The sequence below is a fragment of the Mesorhizobium subarcticum genome, from assembly GCF_055456085.1.
Genome location: NZ_CM144237.1, coordinates 6519696 through 6531776 on the forward strand (window position 1 = coordinate 6519696; position 12081 = coordinate 6531776).

The 12081-nt window shown below is 64.2% G+C and carries 16 protein-coding genes; 15 read left to right on the forward strand and 1 reads right to left on the reverse strand.

Translation table 11 applies throughout. The annotated features are described in order from the left end of the window. Window positions 1–48 precede the first annotated feature (48 nt). From ACZYHG_RS31765 to ACZYHG_RS31830, 14 genes are all read left to right on the forward strand, one after another. Complete coding sequence (locus ACZYHG_RS31765) at window positions 49–315, forward strand: DNA -binding domain-containing protein (RefSeq protein WP_188345451.1); 267 nt, start codon at window positions 49–51, stop codon at window positions 313–315. Between the two features lie 117 nt (window positions 316–432). Next, window positions 433–738 (forward strand): transcriptional regulator domain-containing protein, encoded by a 306-nt coding sequence (locus ACZYHG_RS31770; RefSeq protein ID WP_244642503.1) that lies wholly within the window; start codon window positions 433–435, stop codon window positions 736–738. 172 nt (window positions 739–910) lie between these two features. Then, window positions 911–1207 (forward strand): DUF2285 domain-containing protein, encoded by a 297-nt coding sequence (locus ACZYHG_RS31775; RefSeq protein WP_244642594.1) that lies wholly within the window; start codon window positions 911–913, stop codon window positions 1205–1207. Between the two features lie 140 nt (window positions 1208–1347). Then, window positions 1348–1629 carry a helix-turn-helix transcriptional regulator gene (locus ACZYHG_RS31780; RefSeq protein WP_464611962.1) on the forward strand — a complete coding sequence of 94 codons (282 nt, stop codon included), beginning with the start codon at window positions 1348–1350 and terminating at the stop codon, window positions 1627–1629. Between the two features lie 19 nt (window positions 1630–1648). Then, on the forward strand, window positions 1649–2773 hold the full coding sequence (locus ACZYHG_RS31785) for a replication initiator protein A (RefSeq protein ID WP_464611963.1): 1125 nt from the start codon (window positions 1649–1651) through the stop codon (window positions 2771–2773). Beyond that, window positions 2770–3408, forward strand: a complete 639-nt coding sequence (parA, locus tag ACZYHG_RS31790) for a ParA family partition ATPase (protein WP_464611964.1) — start codon at window positions 2770–2772, stop codon at window positions 3406–3408. Before ACZYHG_RS31785 ends, parA begins: the two co-directional genes overlap by 4 nt. Next, a complete protein-coding gene (locus tag ACZYHG_RS31795; protein ID WP_464611965.1) occupies window positions 3405–3659 on the forward strand; it encodes a hypothetical protein in 255 nt (84 codons plus the stop codon). Before parA ends, ACZYHG_RS31795 begins: the two co-directional genes overlap by 4 nt. Continuing rightward, on the forward strand, window positions 3656–4174 hold the full coding sequence (locus tag ACZYHG_RS31800; RefSeq protein ID WP_464611966.1) for a DUF2840 domain-containing protein: 519 nt from the start codon (window positions 3656–3658) through the stop codon (window positions 4172–4174). Before ACZYHG_RS31795 ends, ACZYHG_RS31800 begins: the two co-directional genes overlap by 4 nt. After that, entirely contained in the window at window positions 4171–4716 is a 546-nt protein-coding gene (locus ACZYHG_RS31805) for a S26 family signal peptidase (protein WP_464611967.1), read from the forward strand. The genes ACZYHG_RS31800 and ACZYHG_RS31805 overlap by 4 nt, the downstream gene beginning before the upstream one ends. Before the next feature lie 46 nt (window positions 4717–4762). Continuing rightward, the gene (locus ACZYHG_RS31810; protein ID WP_464611968.1) at window positions 4763–5098 is read left to right on the forward strand and encodes a DUF736 domain-containing protein; all 336 of its coding nucleotides are present in this window, start codon (window positions 4763–4765) and stop codon (window positions 5096–5098) included. A 4-nt stretch (window positions 5099–5102) separates the two neighbouring features. Continuing rightward, window positions 5103–5879 carry a lytic transglycosylase domain-containing protein gene (locus ACZYHG_RS31815; RefSeq protein ID WP_464611969.1) on the forward strand — a complete coding sequence of 259 codons (777 nt, stop codon included), beginning with the start codon at window positions 5103–5105 and terminating at the stop codon, window positions 5877–5879. Between the two features lie 247 nt (window positions 5880–6126). Then, window positions 6127–7884 carry a relaxase/mobilization nuclease domain-containing protein gene (locus ACZYHG_RS31820; protein WP_464611970.1) on the forward strand — a complete coding sequence of 586 codons (1758 nt, stop codon included), beginning with the start codon at window positions 6127–6129 and terminating at the stop codon, window positions 7882–7884. Between the two features lie 28 nt (window positions 7885–7912). Beyond that, a complete protein-coding gene (locus tag ACZYHG_RS31825) occupies window positions 7913–9904 on the forward strand; it encodes a conjugal transfer protein TraG (protein WP_464611971.1) in 1992 nt (663 codons plus the stop codon). A 9-nt stretch (window positions 9905–9913) separates the two neighbouring features. Beyond that, window positions 9914–10360: a ribbon-helix-helix domain-containing protein gene (locus tag ACZYHG_RS31830; RefSeq protein ID WP_464611972.1), complete on the forward strand. Its 447-nt coding sequence runs from the start codon at window positions 9914–9916 to the stop codon at window positions 10358–10360. Between the two features lie 91 nt (window positions 10361–10451). On the opposite strand, the gene ACZYHG_RS31835 is transcribed toward ACZYHG_RS31830, so the two are convergent. Beyond that, complete coding sequence (locus tag ACZYHG_RS31835; protein WP_464614869.1) at window positions 10452–10949, reverse strand: hypothetical protein; 498 nt, start codon at window positions 10947–10949, stop codon at window positions 10452–10454. Here ACZYHG_RS31835 and ACZYHG_RS31840 point away from each other — a divergent pair. After that, window positions 10846–11958 carry an MFS transporter gene (locus ACZYHG_RS31840; RefSeq protein WP_464614838.1) on the forward strand — a complete coding sequence of 371 codons (1113 nt, stop codon included), beginning with the start codon at window positions 10846–10848 and terminating at the stop codon, window positions 11956–11958. The genes ACZYHG_RS31835 and ACZYHG_RS31840 overlap by 104 nt on opposite strands. The last annotated feature ends 123 nt before the right edge of the window (window positions 11959–12081 follow it).

A 12081-nucleotide genomic window follows, 5' to 3' on the forward strand; every position in this document is an offset into this window, starting at 1 on the left:
GTTAACAAATCCCTCCGGAATGGATAAGAATGATTCCAGGGGACGGTTGTGACCAAGACAGACTTTTTAGATGAGCCGCCAGAGAGCGCGGTGCTCACGACATATGATCGTGAGCACATGAAGCTCTATCTGCGGCTGCTCGACGCCGCCACGGACGGTGCCGACTGGCGCGAAGCTGTCCATATTCTCTTCGGTCTCGATCCAGAATGCGACCCTGACCGGGCGCGGCGCGTCCACGACACCCATCTCGCCCGCGCCCGCTGGATGACAACCCACGGCTATCGCGAGCTCGTGCGTGAAGGCTACCGCCACTAAGGCGGTGATGCCGCTGCGGCAACACCCGTTGCCGGCTCAGGGACTTCCTTACCGTCGCTTAACTGGGAATCGTATCCAGCTCAAAACGCACCAATAATGCGAGCTAGGAGGATTTCGATGTCGCCCGACACATCCCGGTGGCGATCGTCATCAAGTTACGATTACGTCGACCAGCTCACCGCTCCAGACATTGGCTGGGAATGGCTGCGACGAAACGAGGACTATCAACGCGACTATGCCGAACTCAGCGGTGCGCCGAGAGAGTCACCATCGCTGATCGCGCGCGCCGGCAGCCAATGGGGGTTGCGATTTCCTTGTCGCCCCTGCTCTGAACTCCGCCGAGGCGCAAGTATTCTGGCTTCCGGAAGAGAATACCGGATCGGTGATACTGACGCCGGCGCCGGCCTCCATCGCTGCCGATAGCACGCCTTTCCTGCAGCCCGGCCGACCGCTGGATCACCCCACCGAACACGACCTTCACATCCTGCACGACCTGAGCAACGGGCAACGCCTGCACCTGGCGCTTCCCCGCGACGGATCGGCCGCGCAGCCACTCGTAGCGGTGATCCCACTCGGCATGGAGGGATTCGATCGCATGGAAGCCGTTGCTCGGCTGCTTGCCTCCCTTCACGGGCGCGCCGTTCCACCCGACACGCGCCTCACGCGTCAGCAACTGGCCCGCGCGCGGCGCATGCTGCAAGCAATCGATGGATTTCGGGCCGGAGCGACCCAGCAGGAGATCGCCGAGGTTATACTGCGCATCGGCAAACTCACCCGTGACGAATGGCAAGCCGCTTCCGCCCGCCACGTCGTCGCAGGCCTCCTCGGCGGTGCACGCGCGATGATCGCGGGCGGCTATCGCAAACTGCTTCGTCATCGCCGCCGATCCTAGCCGGATCGCACGCGGCTCATGGTGTGGGGATTTAGTACCCCCCAAAATCCCGCTGCAACTCGCCGGTTTCCCTTCGCCATCGTGGCCTTCGTCAGCCGCTGAACGCCAGCGGCCCCCACGGACACCACGGAGGCCCGATCATGACACCCAATCTCAGTGCATTGCCGCCGCGTTTTCTACGCACCCAGGAAGCAGCGCACTTCCTGGGCCTGTCCGCCCGCACGCTGGAGAAGCATCGCACCTACGGGACCGGCCCGTCCTATCGCAAGCTCGGCGGCCGCGTCGTCTACGCCGTCGATGACCTGCAGGCCTGGACCGAACGCGGCGCCGTCACCTCGACCTCCGATCCGCGCGGCACGCTGCTTCCAGCCAAGCGTCATGATCCCGCGCCGCTCGCACACACCGGCCGCTACGCGCGCTGACCGCTCGGGCTCCCTCTCAATGACGACGCGATATCGCCCACTCTCGGAGCGCGGACAACTCGATCTGTTCCACGCACTTCCCGGCGACTTCGCGCCGCGCGACGCGCAGGATCTCATGGCCTATCCGTTCTTCTCCCTCTCCAAATCCCATCGCACCGCGCCGATCGACTTCGTCGCCGGCGACGTGTCGATCCGCGTCGAGGCTGTACCCGATCATGGCATGGCCACGATCTGGGATGCCGACATCCTGATTTGGGCGGCAAGCCAGATCGTCGAGGCACGCGACGCCGGCTTACGCACCTCGCGCCTGATGGCGGCGACGCCCTATGAGATTTTGAACTTCATCGGCCGCGGCGTCGGGCTGCGTGACTACCAGCGGCTGAAGGCCGCCCTCGACCGGCTTCAATCGACCACCGTCGCCACCTCGATCCGCCAGCCGGCGGAAGGTCGCCGGCATCGCTTTTCCTGGATCAACGAATGGCAGGAGCGCACCGACCGCCAGGGCAGGACGGCCGGAATCGAGCTGATTGTCCCCGACTGGTTCTATCGCGCCGTCCTTGATGACGCGCTCGTACTTACGATCGACCGGGCGTATTTCGATCTCACCGGCGGCCTCGACCGCTGGCTCTACCGTCTGGTGCGCAAACACGGCGGCAAGCAGCGCAACGGTTGGCGCTTCGATTTCCGCCATCTCTACCAGAAATCCGGAAGCCTCTCCCCTTTCAAACGCTTCGCCTTCGAACTGCGCGACATCATCCGCCGCCAGCCGCTGCCCGGCTATACGCTGTTCATCGAGGTCGAACTCGGCGGCCGCGTGCTGCTGGCCTTCGAACCGTCGGTGCCCTGTGGACAAGCTGTGGATAGCCTCGTGCTATCGGGAACCCGAACTATCGTGCCATCGGGAACCGCTGGCACGTGCTATCGGGAACCCAAACAGGGCATAAGCCACGAAAAACAAAGCCGGAATCGCGCCCTTAACTTAAAGTCTAACCCAGAATCTAACCTTAGAAGACACGCGCGCGATGTGGAAAACATCGCAGGCCATCCCGAAATGACTTCCGGGACGCTATCGAAAATCACGCGCACCGATACTTCTAGCACGCCGCGACTCCCTCTCGATCAAGCATCGGGAGAGTCGGAATGATCGTCGCGCTCCTCAATCAAAAGGGCGGCGTCGGCAAGACGACGCTGGCCCTGCATCTCGCCGGCGAATGGGCCGCCAAGGGGAAGCGCGTCACGCTGATCGACGCGGATCCACAAGGCTCCGCGCTGGACTGGTCGCAGCAGCGCGCTCGCGAAGCGCTTCCGAGGCTCTTCGGCGTCGTCGGTCTGGCGCGCGACACGCTGCATCGCGAGGCCCCGGAGCTGGCGCGCGACGCCGATCACATCGTCATCGACGGTCCGCCGCGTGTCGCCGGGCTGATGCGCTCGGCGCTGCTCGCCGCCGACCTGGTGCTGATCCCGGTGCAGCCGTCGCCGTTCGACGGCTGGGCCTCGGCCGAGATGCTATCGCTGCTCGGCGAGGCCCGCATCTATCGTCCGGAACTCATCGCCCGCTTCGTGCTGAACCGCTGTGCTGCGCGCACCGTCATCGCCCGCGAGACGGCGGAGACCCTTGCCGATCACGACCCACCGGTGCTCGCCGCCACCGTTGGCCAGCGCGTTGCCTTCGCGGACGCCGCGCAATCTGGCCGCCTCGTTTCCGAAGTGGATGAGGACAGCCCCGCCGCCCGTGAAATCGCCGCGCTCTGCGCCGAGGTCGGGAGGATCGCGCCATGAGCGAGCGATCCTCGAAGCGCAGTTTCGCCGCGCGTCCCGCCGACCCCGAAAGCTGGATCAAGGCCTCCGACGTGTCCTCCACACGCGCCGCGTCCGATGGCGGTTACAGCGCCCGACTGACCATCGACGTCACATCGGATCTGCGCGGACGCATCAAGATCGCCGCCTTCCAGCGCGGCATCACCGTCACTGAGATGCTGCGCGAGCTGCTCGCACGTGAATTCCCCACCATCGAGGGAGACCCGTCATGACCGGCATCGCGGCCCCTCGCGTGCGCAGCAGCGCTGCGCCGACCAGCCCGCCACCGTCCACAACACTGGTCGAGCTGACCTGGATCGAGAAGAGACAAGAGAACTGGATCCGGTTCGGCCGCGACATCCACGAGCAAATCCTCGATCGCCGCCGCCGTGTCATAGGCTTTGCGCCAAACAGCACTTTCGCCTTCGTCCGCTGGGCGTCGAACGAGTTCGGCACTATCATCTCGCGCATCGACATCTTGCGCGCTGTCGGGACCGGCGAGCCGTTCCAGACGTTGCCCTTCGTGCGGCCCGGTGGCGACATCCTGCTGAAGATCGAAGGCTGGCCCAAGGTCGAGCGGGTGCTGCAGGCGGTCGACGCGATCGAGTCGATCGGTGTCGATCCGGCAGATGTATCGTCTGATCACTGGCGCCACGTCCACAACCGCCTGACCGCTGGCGAAGAGCCGCGCGCCTTCAGCGCCGAGCAGCATCGCGCCTTCCTGCTGCGCCGGAGGGCCGAGCCATGAGCCGCTTCGGCTACGTCATGGCGACGTATTTCGCGACGATGGGCATCGTCATGGCAGCCGTCCTGCCACTGCCGCTCAAGCTCATCTGGAATGCCTCTGCGAGTGTGCCGATCGGGCTCTACGCCATCGATTCCGATGATCTGCCCGAGGTCACCGACCTTGTCGCCGTCGATGCGCCCGAACCGCTCGCGACCTTCCTGTCCGATCGCGGTTACCTGCCGCGCGGTGTGCCGCTGATGAAGCGCGTCGCCGGCGTTGCCGGGCAGCGCGTCTGTCGCACAGGCCGCATGGTTTCGGTCGACGGCGTGGACATGGCCGAGGCGCTCGAGCGCGACCGATCGGGCCGCCCCTTGCCGAGTTGGCAAGGCTGCCGGCTGCTGGGAGTTGGCGACATCTTGCTGATGAACTGGCAGGTCCGCGACAGCCTCGACGGCCGCTACTTCGGCCCCGTCTCGACCGACACGATCATCGGCCGGGCGACGCCTCTCTACACCGATGAAGACGGCAACGGCCGCTTCGAATGGCGCGCGCCAACGCGGTGACGCGCACGCCCATCCCGTCCTCAACCGCACAGCAAAGGAACTTCCCATGCCCCAGATCGGAGAATTCACCCGCACGCAGTCCGGCTATTCCGGCCGCATCCGGACCTTCTCGCTCGACATCGAACTGACGGTCGTTCCGGCCGAACCGTCAGACGCCGAGAACGCGCCTGACTACCGCATCCACCTCCGCGATGAAGACGGGCCGGAGGTCGGCGCCGGCTGGAAACGCACTGGCGAACGCGCCGGCGACTACGTCTCATTGCAGCTCGACGATCCCGTCTTCGCACAGCCGATCCGCGCCAATCTGTTCCAGTCGGGCGACGACAAGACCGCCTGGGGCCTGCACTGGAACCGCGCGCCGAAGCGCGGCGAGCGGGATTGAGCCGATGCGCTGGCCATCCCCGTCAGGCCCCCAAGTCACCGCTGCCGGTCGTCATCGCGCCGCCCGGCAAGCGGGCCTCCTTCTCCTTTCCGGCCTGTTTCTTGTCGGCGCGCCGTCGGCCGTCACGCTGGCGCAGAGTGCGCCCGTGGAACGTCCCAGTCACATCGATCCCTATGCCGTCCACATCGCGGAGGCCGTACAGCGCTTCGGCATTCCGGCGGCGTGGATCAGGGCGGTGATGCGGGTCGAAAGTGCGAATGACATGCGCGCCGTCTCGCCGAAGGGCGCGATGGGTCTGATGCAGATCATGCCCGAAACCTGGGCCGGTCTGCGCGTCCGTTATTCGCTCGGCAGGGATCCCTATAATCCGCGTGACAACATCTTGGCAGGCGCGGCGTATCTGCGCGAACTGCACGATCGGTACGGCTCGCCCGGATTTCTCGCGGCCTACAATGCGGGACCCGGTCGATATGAGAAATATCTCGCCGGCCGTCCCTTGCCGGCGGAGACACGTGCCTATGTGGCCGCCCTCCTCCCTTTTTTCGGCGGCGGTGAACTGACCGCTCCGGCGACCGTCGTTGCCGCCGCCGATTCGCAGGTCTGGTCCAAAGCGCCGCTGTTCATCGCGCAGCCGGAGCGCACAACGGGTGTCGATCCAGAGCAGCGCGGCGCTACTCGGGACGATGCACCGACAGCAACGACCGTGCGCGATGTCTCCGCCATCGTCCCGCGGTCGGGCGGCCTATTCGTCGCCCGCAATCGTGGGGGAGAGCCGCAATGAGGGCATTCGCACTATGGCGCGGCGTAGCGGGCTTCCGGTCAGGTTGGGCGGGAGAATGGGGATGGCAGGGAAACACGACCAACAGACGGCGAGATAAAAGCGCATGCCCGAAACGCTGTAAGCCTCTGAAGAGGCTTGCGTTTTGGCGTGCATGGCGGTCGGTCGCGGGCATGAAGCCCGGTTTTGTTGAGGAATTTCAAAGCCTCCGTATGCACGGCCCCGAAATGCTGCTCCTCGGATCTGCGTCATGACCAAGGGCGACAGCGATTTTCGGGTCCGGCCTGGCCGCATCAAAACCACGCGTGCGCCGAAGGCGAAGAGCTTCCTCAACCAGGTGCTGCGGGCCGCCAAAAAGGCGGGCCATACCGGCGCCTCGGCGTCAGGCAGACGCGCGTCCGGGCATAGTCGCTCGACCTTCGGCCGGGGGCGCGGCAGTTTCAGCCGCAGCCGCCTGTTCAACTCGACCCGTCGCGTCGTCGTCAAGGCGCGCGTCGTGCGCCATCAGGGCCGATCCTTCCGCTCCGCGCCGCTGTCGGCGCATCTGTCTTACCTCAAGCGCGAAGGCGTCAGCCGCGACGGAGAAAAGGGCGTGATGTTCGACGCCGGCTCCGATCGCACTGAGGATCTCGCCTTTGCCGACCGGTGCAAGGACGACCGGCACCATTTCCGCTTCATCGTCTCGCCCGAGGACGCCGGCGAGATGACCGACCTCAAGGCCTTCACGCGCGACCTCGCGAGCCAAATGGAAGCCGATCTGGGCACACGGCTCGACTGGGTCGCAGTCGATCACTGGAACACCGACAATCCGCACGTCCATCTGCTCGTGCGCGGTGTGGACGAGCGAGGGGCCGATCTCGTGATCTCGCGCGACTATATCAGCCGCGGCCTTCGGTCACGCGCCGAGGATCTGGTGGCGATCGAGCTTGGCCCAAAACCTGAGCACGAAATTCGCAACGCCCTGGAGAAGGAGGTCACCGCGGAGCGGTGGACCCGTCTCGATGTCGAGATCCGGGGCCATGCCGACGACGTCGGCGCCATCGACTTACGTCCCGATCCCAGCGGTGCGGCCAACCCGGAGATCCGACGCCTGATGATCGGCCGTCTTCAACATCTGGAGAAGATGGGGCTCGCCACCTCGGCTGGCTCCGGGGAGTGGATGGTCGGCATGGAAGCCGAACCCCATCTTCGCGACCTCGGCATGCGCGGCGACGTCATCAAGACTATGCACCGCGCCTTCACCGAGCGTGTTCAGGATCGTGGCGTCGCCGACTATGTGATCGACGGCGGGGCCGGCTCGCCGATCATCGGGCGTCTGGTCGACAAAGGCTTGCATGACGAGCTGACCGGCGAAGCTTATGCCGTGATCGACGGCATCGATGGCCGCGCCCATCATGTCCGCTTTCGCGGCATCGAAGCCTTTGAGCATGCGCCGCCTGCCGGTGGCATCGTCGAGGTTCGACGGTTCGGCAGCACGGAGGACCAGCGGCCGACTCTGGTGCTCGCCATCCGGTCTGATCTCGATCTGCGCAGCCAGATCACCGCGCCGGGCGCCACGTGGCTCGACCACCGTCTGGTGGAGCGTGAGCAGATGCCCCTCTCCACGGGTGGATTCGGCCGCGAGGCGCGCGACGCAATGCAGGCCCGTGCCGAACATCTCGCTGACGAAGGGCTCGGTCGCCGCCAGGGCCAGCGCATCATGCTCCAGCGCGATCTCCTCAGCACGCTGCGCCGCCGCGAGTTGGACGCCGTGGGCGAGAAGCTGTCGACCGAGACTGGCCTGCCTCATGTGAAGGCTGCGGCCGGCGAGCATGTCTCGGGCACCTATCGCCAGCGGCTGACGCTCTCCTCGGGCCGCTTCGCCATGATCGACAACGGGCTTGGCTTCCAGCTCGTGCCCTGGTCGCGCGAGATCGAACGCAAGCTAGGCCAGCACATCGCCGGCGTCGCCCGCGATGGCGGCGGCATCGAGTGGAGCCTGGGGCGCAAGCGCGACCTCGGCCTTTAGCCACGAACAAGAGACAAGGAGGACGCCTATGTCCGCGACCAAAATCCTCTGGGGCCAGATCATCGTTGTGTTCCTGATCGTCCTAATCACGACTTGGGGCGCGACGCAGTATGTCGCCTGGCAACTCGGATTTCAGGCCCAGCTCGGAGCGCCCTGGTTCAGCTTCGCCGGCATGCCGGTGTATTTCCCGCCCGCCTTCTTCGCCTGGTGGTTCTCCTATGACGCCTATGCGCCGGAGATATTCACACACGGCGCCTTCATCGCCGCCTCGGGCGGCTTCATCTCGATCGCAGTCGCCATCGGGATGTCAGTCTGGCGGGCGCGGGAAGCCAAGAATGTCGAGACCTACGGCTCGGCGCGCTGGGCCGAGAAGGAAGAGGTGAAGGCGGCCGGGTTGCTCGGCCCGGATGGCGTTGTCCTCGGTAAGCTGGAGCGCGACTATCTGCGCCATGACGGGCCCGAGCATGTGCTGTGCTTCGCGCCCACGCGCTCCGGCAAGGGCGTCGGCCTGGTCGTGCCGTCGTTGCTGACCTGGCCGGGTTCAGCCATCGTCCATGACATCAAGGGCGAGAACTGGCAGCTCACCGCCGGCTTCAGGGCGAAGCATGGCCGCGTGTTGCTGTTCGACCCGACCAATCCGAAATCCGCCGCCTACAATCCGCTGCTCGAAGTCCGCCGCGGCGATTGGGAGGTCCGCGACGTCCAGAATGTCGCCGACGTGTTGGTCGACCCGGAGGGCTCACTCGACAAGCGCAATCACTGGGAGAAGACCAGCCACTCGCTGCTGGTCGGCGCGATCCTGCATGTCCTCTACGCGGAAGCGGACAAGACACTTGCCGGCGTCGCCGGCTTCCTGTCCGATCCGAAGCAGCCCATTGAGGCGACGCTAAAGGCGATGATGACGACGCCGCATCTTGGGCCGAACGGGCCGCATCCCGTCGTCGCCTCCACGGCGCGCGAACTGCTCAATAAATCCGACAACGAGCGCTCCGGTGTGCTCTCCACCGCTATGTCGTTTCTCGGCCTCTATCGCGATCCCGTCGTCGCCCAGGTGACGCGGCGCTGCGACTGGCGGATCGCCGACCTGATCGCCGATCCGCGTCCGGCGACGCTCTACCTCGTGGTGCCGCCATCCGACATCTCACGGACCAAGCCGCTCATCCGCCTCGTGCTCAACCAGATCGGCCGCCGTCTGACCGAGGACCTGCACGCCAAGGAGCGAAAGCATCGCGTGCTGATGATGCTGGACGAGTTCCCGGCGCTCGGCCGTCTCGACTTTTTCGAGTCCGCCCTCGCCTTCATGGCCGGCTACGGCATCAAGAGCTTCCTGATCGCGCAGTCGCTGAACCAGATCGAGAAGGCGTACGGGGCCAACAACTCGATCCTCGACAACTGCCATGTCCGTGTCAGCTTCGCGACCAACGACGAGCGGACTGCGAAACGCGTCTCCGATGCACTCGGCACCGCGACCGAAATGAAGGCGATGAAGAACTATGCCGGGCACCGGCTTTCGCCTTGGCTCGGCCACCTCATGGTTTCGCGCTCCGAGACCGCTCGCCCGCTGATGACCCCAGGCGAGGTGATGCAGCTTCCGCCGACCGAAGAAATTGTCATGATTGCCGGCACCGCGCCGATCCGCGCGCAAAAGGCTCGCTATTATGAGGACGCCCGCTTCAAGGAGCGCGTGCTGTCGCCGCCCGATCCGCAGAAGTCCGGGCGAACGTCCCGCGCAGACGGATGGTCGGCTCTTGTCCCCCAGAAGCCCGATGCAGTGCTGCTGGCCGAGATGGAAAAGGCGGAGGGCGATCGGGCCAATAGCGGCCTGCGCCGCGAACCCGAGCTTCCCGATCATGTCGCTATCGTCAAGGAGACCACCGACCAGCAGCCGGCGGAGGAGTTCGCGGTTCTGCTCGACGAGGAGCCCGAAGATGTCGCCCGCCAGCGGCAGGCGTTGCGGCGCCAGATGACCGGCGTGGCGCGTCAGGTCTCGCTCGATCCCAATGACGGCATGGACCTGTAGGAGGGATTGATGCGCGACCGACTGAACCTCACCTTGCCCGTCGAGATGATCTCCCGGATCAACGAGCTGTCGGAGCGCAAGAAGATACCGCGATCGGCCATCGTCGAGGCGGCCGTGGCGTCGTTCCTGTCGCCCGACGCCGCCGATCGACGCGAAGCAGCCTTCACCCGCCGGATGGATCGGCTCTCGCGCCAGGCACAACGCATTGAGCGCGATCTCGGTGTCACGGCCGAGACGCTCGCGCTATTCGTCCGCTTCTGGCTGACGATCACGCCGCCGTTGCCCGGTGACGCGCATGCCGCAGCCCAAATCAAAGGTCGGGAGCGCTTCGAAGGCTTTATCGAGACGCTCGGAAAGCGGCTTCAGAAGGGTCAGAGTTTCCTGAGGGAAATCCCGGGCGATGTTGCCGCCATCGCTCAAGCCAATCAACCGCAAGACGCCGACGACAGATTGTGAACTATCTTTGTTAGATGTCCTAAGTTTCGCGACCGACATTTGCGACACTTCGCGGCCCAGATTCCAGGCCGCTGCGCCCCGGCTGCATGACTTAGAAATCTCGCGACAAAAGATGAAGTGATACTATGGCCAGAACCCCTCGCGCCATCTTGGATGAGGTGGCGGTCTTGACGACCATGGCGCATCCGAATAGCTTTCTTCCCATGGAAAAACTGTCGGTGATCTTTGTAGTGAGAATGCGCATGGGCAGGGTGGCGTAGCCATCCGGCGATTGCACCCATGCGCGGTAAACAGGCTCCTGAGGGGGCCTTTTTTTATGCCCGTGTTTTGCCGGTGCCGTGAACAGACAGTTTTGCGGCGAAGCCCTGAGCGAGGCCGCCAAGCGGCCGACAAAGGATCGGGCTGCCCAATTCTCAAAATCAATGGAAACCTTGTTAGTGAAACCAGACACATTACTCTTTACGATAATCTCATTCCTGTCTTTTCTGTTCGTTGGGTTCGGCATCGTTTTACCAGCCTGGGTGGCCTTCCACATTGGAGGGTCACAGCTCGTCGGTCTGGTGCTGATGTCATCCAGTGTCTCGGGCATGGTTCTCGCTCCCTTCACTGGACATGTCGTCGATCGGCGGGACAGGAAGCAAATTGCCATGGTCGGCCAGGCCATCCGCGCATGTGCGCTGCTGCTCATCGCCCCCGCGCCGTTTGCCGATGATGTCGTCGGTGCGATCTTGCTCTTCGCAGCGGGCGGACTTGGCGCTTTCGGCTACATCCTACAGGATGGAGCGCTCTCCGGTCTCCTTCAAGCGATTGTCCCTCCGCAGCAGCGCGTTGCCTTCGTCATGAGGCTATCGATTGCCCGACAAATCGGCCTTGCGGCGGGAACCGGGATCGCGGGTCTTTCTATCGCCCAGTTTGGCAGTTCGACGACGGCTATTGCCTTTGCAGCCATGGCAGCTGCCTCGGTAGTTCTGGTTGCCATGATCAACAGCACGAGCCGCGAGTCAAAGTCGTCCCAGAACAAGGGTATCCTGGCTTCCTCGCGCGAAGCTCTGGCATATCTCGTCTCGCACCCAACCTGCCTCGTCGCGTCTGTCACGGTGGGTGCGTCCTTCGCTGTCATCAAGATCACCAATCTCTTGCTTCCCGGCTTCGTTGTAGGCGCGCTCAGCGGTGACAGCAGCCTGTTTGGCACGCTCGAAATGGTGGCCGCCATTTGCGGCACGGCAGCAGTCGCTATCGCAAGCCTCCCCAGGATTATTCAATATGTCGAGAAGCACACCCTGCTGCTCCTAACATTAACCGGCCTCTCTCTGGTGGTTTTCTCCTTCGCGAGGACGCCCTTCACCGCGGTGATCGTCTATAGCCTCGCCGGCATGGCGTGGAGTGTCACGCGCTCCGCCGCCAACGGACATCTCCTGACCGTAGTGGATACAGAACTGGTCGGGCGGGTTCAGGCATTCACGACGCTTTTGACCGGCATTTTTGGTGTGGTGATTTTCCTCGTGCCGCTCGCGGTTCCAGAAGCTGCCGAGGCGACTTTGTACCTTGTCTGTGGAATCGCCGTTGCGGTCGCCGCAGCGGGCTTAAGAGCGGTATGATCTGAACCGGAAGGCGTGCGCGTGTTGAAGGCGTGGTCCGGCCGAAAGCGTTGTCGCGAAAATCCCTGATTAGAAAAAATATTCTTCGGCTGATCTTTGGAACGTCGCGAAAAGAGCAAATTG

Excerpts from the sequence above, each read along its gene's own strand:
- ACZYHG_RS31770 (WP_244642503.1), top strand. The coding sequence starts at position 433 with ATGTCGCCCGACACATCCCGGTGGCGATCGTCATCAAGTTACGATTAC.
- ACZYHG_RS31775 (WP_244642594.1), top strand. The coding sequence starts at position 911 with ATGGAAGCCGTTGCTCGGCTGCTTGCCTCCCTTCACGGGCGCGCCGTT.
- ACZYHG_RS31780 (WP_464611962.1), top strand. The coding sequence starts at position 1,348 with ATGACACCCAATCTCAGTGCATTGCCGCCGCGTTTTCTACGCACCCAG.
- ACZYHG_RS31785 (WP_464611963.1), top strand. The coding sequence starts at position 1,649 with ATGACGACGCGATATCGCCCACTCTCGGAGCGCGGACAACTCGATCTG.
- parA (WP_464611964.1), top strand. The coding sequence starts at position 2,770 with ATGATCGTCGCGCTCCTCAATCAAAAGGGCGGCGTCGGCAAGACGACG.
- ACZYHG_RS31795 (WP_464611965.1), top strand. The coding sequence starts at position 3,405 with ATGAGCGAGCGATCCTCGAAGCGCAGTTTCGCCGCGCGTCCCGCCGAC.
- ACZYHG_RS31800 (WP_464611966.1), top strand. The coding sequence starts at position 3,656 with ATGACCGGCATCGCGGCCCCTCGCGTGCGCAGCAGCGCTGCGCCGACC.
- ACZYHG_RS31805 (WP_464611967.1), top strand. The coding sequence starts at position 4,171 with ATGAGCCGCTTCGGCTACGTCATGGCGACGTATTTCGCGACGATGGGC.
- ACZYHG_RS31810 (WP_464611968.1), top strand. The coding sequence starts at position 4,763 with ATGCCCCAGATCGGAGAATTCACCCGCACGCAGTCCGGCTATTCCGGC.
- ACZYHG_RS31815 (WP_464611969.1), top strand. The coding sequence starts at position 5,103 with ATGCGCTGGCCATCCCCGTCAGGCCCCCAAGTCACCGCTGCCGGTCGT.
- ACZYHG_RS31820 (WP_464611970.1), top strand. The coding sequence starts at position 6,127 with ATGACCAAGGGCGACAGCGATTTTCGGGTCCGGCCTGGCCGCATCAAA.
- ACZYHG_RS31825 (WP_464611971.1), top strand. The coding sequence starts at position 7,913 with ATGTCCGCGACCAAAATCCTCTGGGGCCAGATCATCGTTGTGTTCCTG.
- ACZYHG_RS31830 (WP_464611972.1), top strand. The coding sequence starts at position 9,914 with ATGCGCGACCGACTGAACCTCACCTTGCCCGTCGAGATGATCTCCCGG.
- ACZYHG_RS31835 (WP_464614869.1), bottom strand. The coding sequence starts at position 10,949 with ATGCCCGAGACACTGGATGACATCAGCACCAGACCGACGAGCTGTGAC.